This is a genomic window from uncultured Arthrobacter sp. (assembly GCF_902805515.1).
Classification (GTDB): domain Bacteria; phylum Actinomycetota; class Actinomycetes; order Actinomycetales; family Micrococcaceae; genus Arthrobacter_D.
The window spans coordinates 1-7,988 of record NZ_CADCTE010000131.1; the positions used below are offsets into that span (position 1 = coordinate 1).

A 7,988-nucleotide genomic window follows, 5' to 3' on the forward strand; every position below is an offset into this window, starting at 1 on the left:
CGGCATGTCCACTGCCGAAGTGGGGCGGGCCTTCCTGGTCAGCGAGGCGGCGATGGCCGCCCGCATCACCCGGGCGAAGAAGAAGATCGCCGTTGCCCGTATCCCTTACCGGGTGCCTTCGGTAGCTGACCTGCCGGGCCGGGTCGACGCCGTGCTCCTGGTGGTACACAGCCTCTTCACCACCGGTCACACCGCTCCTGCCGGGGACGAACTGGTACGCCGCGACCTCGTGGAACGATGATTCGAGCTGTGCCGCTTGCTGCGCAGGCTGTTGCCGCGCGACCCCTCCGTGGCAGGCCTGCTGGCCCTGCTCCTGCTCACCGATGCGCGCCGCGACACCCGCACGACACCCGAGGGACGACTGCTGCTGCTGGAGGAGCAGGACCGGATGCGCTGGGACCGCGCCGCCATCGCCGAGGGAGTGAGCCTTGTCCGGGAGGCGTTGGGTGCGCGGCCGCCGTCGCGGTACGCGCTGCAGGCAGCGATCGCGGCCGTGCACGCGGAGGCGCCTAGCTGGCAGGAAACCGACTGGCGGGAGGTACTCGCCCTGTACGACGTGCTGGTGGAGCTGTGGCCCTCTCCGGTAGTGGCGCTCAACCGGGCCGTGGCCGTCGGATTCGCTCTCGGTCCTGCTGCCGGCCTGGCCGCCCTCGATGCCCTCTCCGGGGAACCGCAACTCGCCGGGTACGGCTACCTGCCGGCTGCGCGGGCGGATCTGCTCCGGCGGCTCGGGCGGAAGCGTGAGGCGCACTTGGCCTATACCGAGGCGCTGCTGCTGACCGACAATACCGTCGAGCGTGCCTTCCTCGAGAACCGGCTGCACATGGTGGTGGAGGACGGGTGACACCGGATGCCCGCCCCCTAAGACTTCGGAGGTGGCAGGCCTGGAATGAGTAGCCTCCGCAGCCGCTTCTGCTGTCGAAGCCGAAGCCGTCAGCAAAGGGGAGCTTGGATCTCGAGTGACCGGTCTGACGGACGCGCTTTGTATCGCCCGCGGCGACGTCGACACATTGCCCGAGGTAGTGGAGTAGAGCCTCATCAGCCGGATTGGCTTCCATCAGAAGACTTGGCAGAATCGGCCGGTGTGACAGCGTCCAGCCACACCCACCCCTCACGCTGAATCTTGATCAACGGTTCGAGGAACCGAATCTTCCCAGCTGTGCGGATGTAGTATCCCGTGGGCCTGGACGCGGATGGCGTTCGACGGGTAGCGAACCCGCGCATCCACCCGGCGTGGTTCCGGGAAGTTAGTGGGCCGGCAGTTCTCGACGTCGAGCTCGGCCGCAGTGAGCATGATCAGTTCCTCGCGCATGACGAATTCCTCGATCCGTTCGTCCATCCGCTTCGCGTAGTAGGCGGCGTGGCACTTCTTCTGGCCCGCGTGGAGACAGTACGAGGCAGCGCCGACAATCAGATTCTGGCCATAGCTCCTGCTCCAGTCCCAGTCCCAGTCCACACATGGAAGCTGCGCACGGCCACCCCTCGCTCAATGTGAGCCAACCGGTCGGAGACTTGTTGCTGGTGGCGGAACCGCGCAGGTGGGTTCACGAATAGTTCACTTGCGTTGTCCCTGTGATCTGAAAAAATTGGCCCAGCCCGTTAACGGGCGAGGCTTACGTTTCCTCTATCAACAGTGGAAGCGGAACTATCTTGTGGTCAGATCATGAGCGATCGATTAGCCGGGGGCAGACAACGTGTCTCCGGATCCGAAGAACGACGTGGGGATACCTGATGCGCAGCACTATTTCCGGAACGTCGATGCCTGTTCTCGAGCTCGCCCTCGAGGCGGGAGAGCAAGTCATCGCTGAGGGAGGCGACATCGGGTGGCTGACTCCGGGCTTCGCGATGGACACCTCCTCCGCGCATGGCGGCGGTGGTGGGTTCATGGGCGGGTTGAAGCGTGCGCTCGGAGGGGGACAGCTGTTCCTCACCGAATACACTGCGCCGGCCGCTGGCGGCAGGATGACCTTCGCGGCCAGCCTGCCCGGCACAATCCGGGAAGTCGCCCTCAACCCGGACACGGCGTTCATGGTGCAGTCCGGCTCCTACATGGCCAGCACCGCCGGCGTTGACGTGTCCGTCGGCGTGCAGAAGAAGCTCGGCGCCGGGATCTTCGGCGGGGTCGGGGTCGTCTTCCAGGCACTCTCCGGGACCGGGACCGCCTGGCTGCAGTTGGCCGGTGAACTGACCGAATTGAACCTCGCCGCCGGCGAAACCCTGCTGATCCACCCAGGCCACCTGGCCATGTACCCGGCGGGGATGGAACTCCAGTTCGCCACGGTGAAAGGCGTCAAGAACAAGATCTTCGGCGACTCACTGTTCCTGGCCGAAGTGCACGGACCGGCAACGATCTGGCTGCAATCCATGACACCGGCTGCCCTGGCATCCGCAATTCAGCCCTACCTGCCCCGCCAGACCAGCAGCAGAGAGTAACCCACGGCCTGGTCGTTCACAGCAGTAACGCCCGGGCCTCACCCGACCATTTGGTCCAGCTTCACTCACCGGAAACTGCTGCTCACGTCAGGGGGACGTATGCGGGTCACCCCGCGCATCTGGATCGGTCTGGCCGTGTTCGTGGGCTATATGCTGCTCGTCCTGGTGGTGCAGTCCTCCACCGGCATCCCCTACACAGAATGGGGCGCTTCCGCAGGGAACCTGTTCATCGGGGTGGTGCTGTCCCTGATCATCGCGACCATCATCCTGGTTCCGCTGATCACCTGGCTCCGCTGGTGGCGGCCGGTCATCCACGAGCGGGAACGGAGCCGTCACCGCTGGCCGATCATCGCCCCGATCCTCATGGCCGGCATCGCGATCGTCGGCCTCATCTCGGCCGACTGGGGTGCTGTCTCCGGCGCTTTCCTCCTCGCAGCACTCGGCCTCTGCCTTGTCGGCTTTACCGAGGAGGTCGTCACCCGCGGTGTTCTGTTGGTGGGATTACGGACCCGGCTGGCAGAAGTATGGGTGTGGCTGATCAGCTCCGCCCTCTTCGCCCTCATGCACCTGATCAACATCGTGCTCGGACTACCGGTTCCTGGGACCCTGGCACAGGTCGCCGCCGCCTTCGGCACCGGCACCGTCCTCTACATCCTCCGGCGCACCACCGGTTCCCTGATCCCCGCGATGATCCTGCACGCACTCTGGGACTTCAACATCTTCGTCCTCGGCAACGGGACACCTGGTCCCGCGGCCGGCTTCATCCAGGTTCTCTACCTCCCGGTCATCGTCTTCGCCCTCATCAGCGTCGCGTTCGTCATCCGCGGAGCCAACGAACACATCACCACCAACCAGCCGGACCCTTCCGACCAGCCCAAGCAAATCCATCATCGCGAGAGTAGGACAGCATGATCGACTCCAGCAGTTCCACCGGAACCACCGCACGGGTAAGGCCCGCCATTTGGATAGGCCTGGTCGCCCTGGCCTTCTACATCTTCCTCGCGGCCGTCGTCGGGAACCTCCTCGGCGGTCTGGCACCCGAAGGCGACGATACCGCGGAGTTCGTCTACTCCCACTACATACCGCTCGTCATCGGGATCGGCGCAGGCTTGTTCTTCATTCGCTGGGCCGGGTGGCAGGGTATCTGGACTGAACAGCCCACCCCCACCATGCGACCACGCCGTTACTGGCTCATCGCCATCCCGGTCCTGGCCGCCATCCTGCCCCTGAGCGGTTTCAGCAACGTAGCGTGGGCCGACGTCGCCATCACCACCGTCCTGATCATCGGTGTGGGAACCCTCCTCGTCGGGCTCGGCGAGGAGCTCTACGTCCGCGGGATCCTCCTGGTGGGCGTCCGCGAACGCCACGGGGAACTTGCAACCCTCCTGATCACCTCCATCAGCTTCGGCCTCGCCCACATCGTCGGCGACCTCTTCACAGGCGCCCCGTTGGCCTTCATCCTGTTCCAGGTCTCCGCAATCATCATGGCCGGCATCGCCTACTACTGGATCCGCCGCGTCACCGGCAGGCTCTGGGTCGCGATCCTCGTCCACGCCCTCACCGACGGGGTCCTCTACCTCGCTGCAGGAGCCCCCAGCGGAGGTCACTCCCTCCACAGCGAAGCGCTGACCACCAACGAAAGCGTCAGCGCCACAGCCCAGATCCTCCTCCTCGTCTTCTCCGCCGTGAGCGTTATCAGCGTCATCCTCGAAGACCGCCGAAACCGCCAAAACCGCCAAAACGTGCCAGCCCCAACCGAGGCACAGACACCCTGACGTCCATCGCCCCGCTCGCCACTGTACTGGCGCATCGGGCTGGTGCGTTGAGCCGGCCGTGTCGTCTCCGCCCAAGCCCGTGTCCGGCGTACGGTGAACATTCCGGCAGTCGTCCGGGTGAATGGACCTGTGGGAGTCCGCACCGGAGGCGGTACGCCAACTCCGGCAGGGACATCCGCCCCGACGCCGTCAACGGGCATAGGGCGTCAATATCGAGACGGTCGACGATTTTCCAATGCGACTGAACCTCTATCCGGAGACGTCGAGTGCCCTTCGGATCGGAGCGAAGGTGGGGACGGGGGCTTTGCTGAGGAAGTCGATGATGAGCAGGTTGCACAGTTCCGGCTTCTCGACGAGCAGGCCGTGAGAGGTCCCGGGCACGACGGCCAGCTCGGCCTCCGGGAGTGCCCGGTACATCGCCGCGGCGTGCTCGAGGGAGACCTCGTCATCATCGCCGATCATGATCAGCGTCCTTGTCGGCAGCGTCGCCAGATCCTGGGCGGTATAGGAGGGACCGGTGGCGTGCATCTGATCGAGTTTTCCCATCACGACGTCGAAATGTACGGCGCCGTCGGGGGAGAGCTCGCCGTACCCCTGGCGGATAAAGTCGGGGACTTCTCCTGCGTCGGAGCCGTTCATCCAGCCGGAGCGGTTGAACACTCCGGCCACGCAGACCAGTCGGCTGACAAGATCGGGGCGCCGCATTGCCACGGCGAGGGCGACGACCGCCCCGTCGCTGCACCCGACGAGGGACACCGGTCCGGGAACATTGGCCTCGAGGAACGCGATGGTGTCTTCGGCCATCGCCTCGTAGGACATCGGCCCGTCCACGTCCGGTGTCCGGCCATGGCCACGGCGCTCCGGGGTGTACACCCGGAAGTAGGGGCTCATTCCGTCGACCGTTATCTGCAGGGAGCGGGCATCGACCCCGCCCGGGTGCAGCAGCACGGCCGGAGGGCCCTGCCCATACTCGGCGAACCATGTCTGCTCCACTCGAAACGGCTTTCCCGCTGTCGGTCCGTTCATCGGTGCCTCCTTATCCAGACGGATACATCCTGTTCTCTGCCCCTTACGCCCACCGAAGCCTCAGCAGCCTCGACCAGTTACGCACTTCATCTAAGCCCCTTCCTGCGCATCCCGTAAACGGATTGCTTGCGGGCGGGGCACCACGAATGGGAGATGGGAGGTTGATGATGAATCTCCCACTGGTGCGTGGGCGTGGTCTCCGGCGCCCAGCCGCCGGTGCGCTGGCCGTCGCCATTGTCGTGGTGGCCCGCATCAGCATCGCGCAGTCCCGCCGCCTAACCAGAACGGCGCGGGCCGCATGGGTCTTGATCCTGCTCGCTTTCCCGATCCTCGGTCCGGCTTCCTGGTTTGTCGTTGGCCGACGTAGCGTCGCACTCGCCTCAAGCATCGACGGGCAACCTGCTCCTGGGCGGGGTCCTGCCGCTTGCCGCCGGCGGGGTCTACCTCGTGATCGTCGCCTCGGTGCTGGGCTGGTGGAAGCCCGCACTGCGCGAGGAGGAACGCTCGCATCACAAGTGGCCCATCATTGCCCCCCTCTTCATGGCGCTGGCCGTGGTCCTGGCCGCCAGCTCGACCTACTGGCCGGGGCTGCAGCTGAATTTCCTGCTCGCCGCCCTGACCTTGCGCGACCTTGCGGGATTCTCCGACACTCCGTGTTCGCTCCTGGCCCTGATATTCGTGGCGTTCGCGATTAAGGGCATCCTCAGTGCGCACAAGAAGCGCGCCGCTCACGCTCACTGACCGGTCCGGCGATCGGTTGGCTGCAACCCCGGTGGCCGGGCGAGGGAGCTATTTTTGGGAAGTCGATCGACGCTGCAGTCCTCATGCCGTTCGGTTTGACATCGCCTCAGCACGCCGTCGGCACGTTCGGCGTTCACATCGTCCGCTGCCGAAGCGGTAAAGCGCTGTGTCGCGCCTCAGTCTTTAGGTGCTGGGTGAGTTCGGTGGGCGCGCCGGGTGGACAGGACGCCGGCGAGGACGATGACGAGCAGGCCGGCCAGGGGTACGACGAACAATCCGGGGCGCAGGCCGAGGTTGTCGGCGATGAGGCCGACGATCGGCGGTGAGAGAAGGAATCCTGCCCGCATCAGCCAGCTCACGGCCGCGAGGCCGGTGCCGGCCCGCAGGCCCGGGATCTCGTCGGCGCCCTGCATGGCCGCCGGTACGAGGGTGGCCACGCCGAATCCGGTGAGGCCGAAGCCGATGATGGTTCCCGGGACGGAGGGGAATATCAATGCCAGGCCCATGCCGAGGAACACGATGGCCCCGCCGGCGCGGGCCACCGAGCGCTGGCCGAACCGGTCCACCAGGCCGTCGCCCAACAGGCGTCCGATGAACTGGGCGCCAACGAGGGCCACGAAGCCCAGGGCCGCGACGCTGATACCCGCCCCGAGCGTCCCGGAGAGGTAGACGGCGGCCCAGGTGGCACCGGCGTCCTCGGCCACGGTCGCGGCGACGGCGAGGACGACCAGCGCCGTGAGGGTGATGAACGGTGCGGTGCGCCGGGTTGCCGGGCGGGGGCCGCCGGGCGTCGGTGCCGGGGCGGTGATCTCTGTGGGCTCGGGACCTTTCAGGAGGAAACGGTAGGAGGTCAGGGCGACGATGACCCAGAGCGCCCCGTTCACGCTGAGGTGCGTCCCGCGCGGTATGCCCAGGGCGACCGCCGCGCCTCCCATGAGTCCGCCGGTCATCGCCCCGATGGACCAGACGGCGTGGAATGAATTGAGGATCGAGCGCCCGTAGCGCTGTTGGACGCGCAGGCCGTGGGAGTTCTGGCCGACGTCCGTGAGGGCGTCCATGGCGCCGCCGAGCAGGAGCGCGGCGGCAAGGACGGCCCAGGAATCGGCAAATCCTGCCACGGCGACGCCGATCCCGGTCACGACGGTGCCGGCGACGGCGACCCGGGATGAGCGGAAGCGCCGGATCAGGGGCGCGGCGGCCAGTCCCGCCAGCAGCGCTCCCAGCGGGAAGGACGCGACGGCCAGGCCGTACTCGAGGTTGGCCAGACCCAGGTCGGCCTTGATCTCCGGGTAACGCGGAAGGATGTTCGCGAACAGGGCGCCGTTGGTGAAGAACAGGGCGGCAACAGCGACCCGGGCGTTTCGGGTCCGGCGGTCCACCGGGGGGCGGGGTGGTGCGTACGTGGCGGTCATGGGCGATCCTCAAGGCGGTTGTGGGGGCATGGAACATGTCGAAGGACGGGTAGGGGAGGGCTGGTGCGCCGCTGGCCAGGGTGCGGCCGGCGTTTTGCTGGTTGGGTCCTGCCGGGAAAGGCCGGAGCCTGGGTCTGTCTGAGGTGAGCGCTCAGGATCAGGTCAGGAGCCGGCGTACCGCGCGTTCGGTGTCGGTCCGGGGCCGGGCGGCCTGGTCCAGGCTGGTGTGGATGAACAATCCCTCGATCAGCGCGTCGAGGTCGAAGGCGGTTTCGGAGTCGACGAACCGTTCCAGGGCGCTGCGGCTGTTGCGCATCCACCGGTGGGTGATGCGCCGGAACTCCGGTTTCCTCGCCGCCAGGGTGTAGAGCTCGAGGCTGAGGACCAGGTCCTCGGGGGACTGGACCAGTTCACGATGCACCAGATCCACCACCGCCCCGATCAGGTCATCGATGGAGTGGGCGGCGAGAACCCGTTCGGAGTAGCGCTTGAAGATCCGGTCGGCGTACCGGGTGAAGGCTTCGAGCAGCAGCTCGTCCATGTCGGTGAAATGGTAGGTCATCGATCCCAGCGGAACATCGGCGTGCTGGGCCACTTTGCG

The 7,988-nt window shown here is 66.3% G+C and carries 9 protein-coding genes and 2 pseudogenes; 7 read left to right on the forward strand and 4 right to left on the reverse strand.

The window, feature by feature from the left end; translation table 11 throughout:
* A pseudogene (locus QZX79_RS11640) lies at positions 1-241 on the forward strand (RNA polymerase sigma factor); the annotation flags it as partial.
* Positions 242-256: 15 nt separating this feature from the next.
* Complete coding sequence (locus QZX79_RS11645) at positions 257-844, forward strand: DUF6596 domain-containing protein (protein ID WP_366484945.1); 588 nt, start codon at positions 257-259, stop codon at positions 842-844.
* 267 nt (positions 845-1,111) lie between these two features.
* Here QZX79_RS11645 and QZX79_RS11650 read toward each other — a convergent pair whose 3' ends face one another.
* A complete protein-coding gene (locus QZX79_RS11650) occupies positions 1,112-1,456 on the reverse strand; it encodes a hypothetical protein (protein ID WP_294568440.1) in 345 nt (114 codons plus the stop codon).
* 275 nt (positions 1,457-1,731) lie between these two features.
* Here QZX79_RS11650 and QZX79_RS11655 point away from each other — a divergent pair, with 275 nt between their 5' ends.
* From QZX79_RS11655 to QZX79_RS11665, 3 genes are all read left to right on the forward strand, one after another.
* Complete coding sequence (locus tag QZX79_RS11655) at positions 1,732-2,433, forward strand: AIM24 family protein (RefSeq protein ID WP_294568441.1); 702 nt, start codon at positions 1,732-1,734, stop codon at positions 2,431-2,433.
* Between the two features lie 99 nt (positions 2,434-2,532).
* On the forward strand, positions 2,533-3,345 hold the full coding sequence (locus QZX79_RS11660) for a CPBP family intramembrane glutamic endopeptidase (protein ID WP_294568442.1): 813 nt from the start codon (positions 2,533-2,535) through the stop codon (positions 3,343-3,345).
* The gene (locus tag QZX79_RS11665; protein WP_294568443.1) at positions 3,342-4,208 is read left to right on the forward strand and encodes a CPBP family intramembrane glutamic endopeptidase; all 867 of its coding nucleotides are present in this window, start codon (positions 3,342-3,344) and stop codon (positions 4,206-4,208) included. The genes QZX79_RS11660 and QZX79_RS11665 overlap by 4 nt, the downstream gene beginning before the upstream one ends.
* A 249-nt stretch (positions 4,209-4,457) precedes the next feature.
* On the opposite strand, the gene QZX79_RS11670 is transcribed toward QZX79_RS11665, so the two are convergent.
* The gene (locus QZX79_RS11670) at positions 4,458-5,234 is read right to left on the reverse strand and encodes an alpha/beta fold hydrolase (protein ID WP_294568444.1); all 777 of its coding nucleotides are present in this window, start codon (positions 5,232-5,234) and stop codon (positions 4,458-4,460) included.
* A 167-nt stretch (positions 5,235-5,401) separates the two neighbouring features.
* Between QZX79_RS11670 and QZX79_RS18585 the strand changes: the two are divergent.
* Both QZX79_RS18585 and QZX79_RS11675 read left to right on the forward strand, forming a co-directional pair.
* Positions 5,402-5,539, forward strand: a pseudogene (locus tag QZX79_RS18585) (hypothetical protein); the annotation flags it as partial.
* A 49-nt stretch (positions 5,540-5,588) separates the two neighbouring features.
* Positions 5,589-5,975: a hypothetical protein gene (locus tag QZX79_RS11675; RefSeq protein WP_294568445.1), complete on the forward strand. Its 387-nt coding sequence runs from the start codon at positions 5,589-5,591 to the stop codon at positions 5,973-5,975.
* Positions 5,976-6,151: 176 nt separating this feature from the next.
* Here QZX79_RS11675 and QZX79_RS11680 read toward each other — a convergent pair whose 3' ends face one another.
* On the reverse strand, positions 6,152-7,387 hold the full coding sequence (locus tag QZX79_RS11680) for an MFS transporter (protein WP_294568446.1): 1,236 nt from the start codon (positions 7,385-7,387) through the stop codon (positions 6,152-6,154).
* Between the two features lie 157 nt (positions 7,388-7,544).
* A partial coding sequence (locus QZX79_RS11685) for a TetR/AcrR family transcriptional regulator (RefSeq protein WP_294568447.1) occupies positions 7,545-7,988 on the reverse strand: 444 nt, incomplete at its 5' end.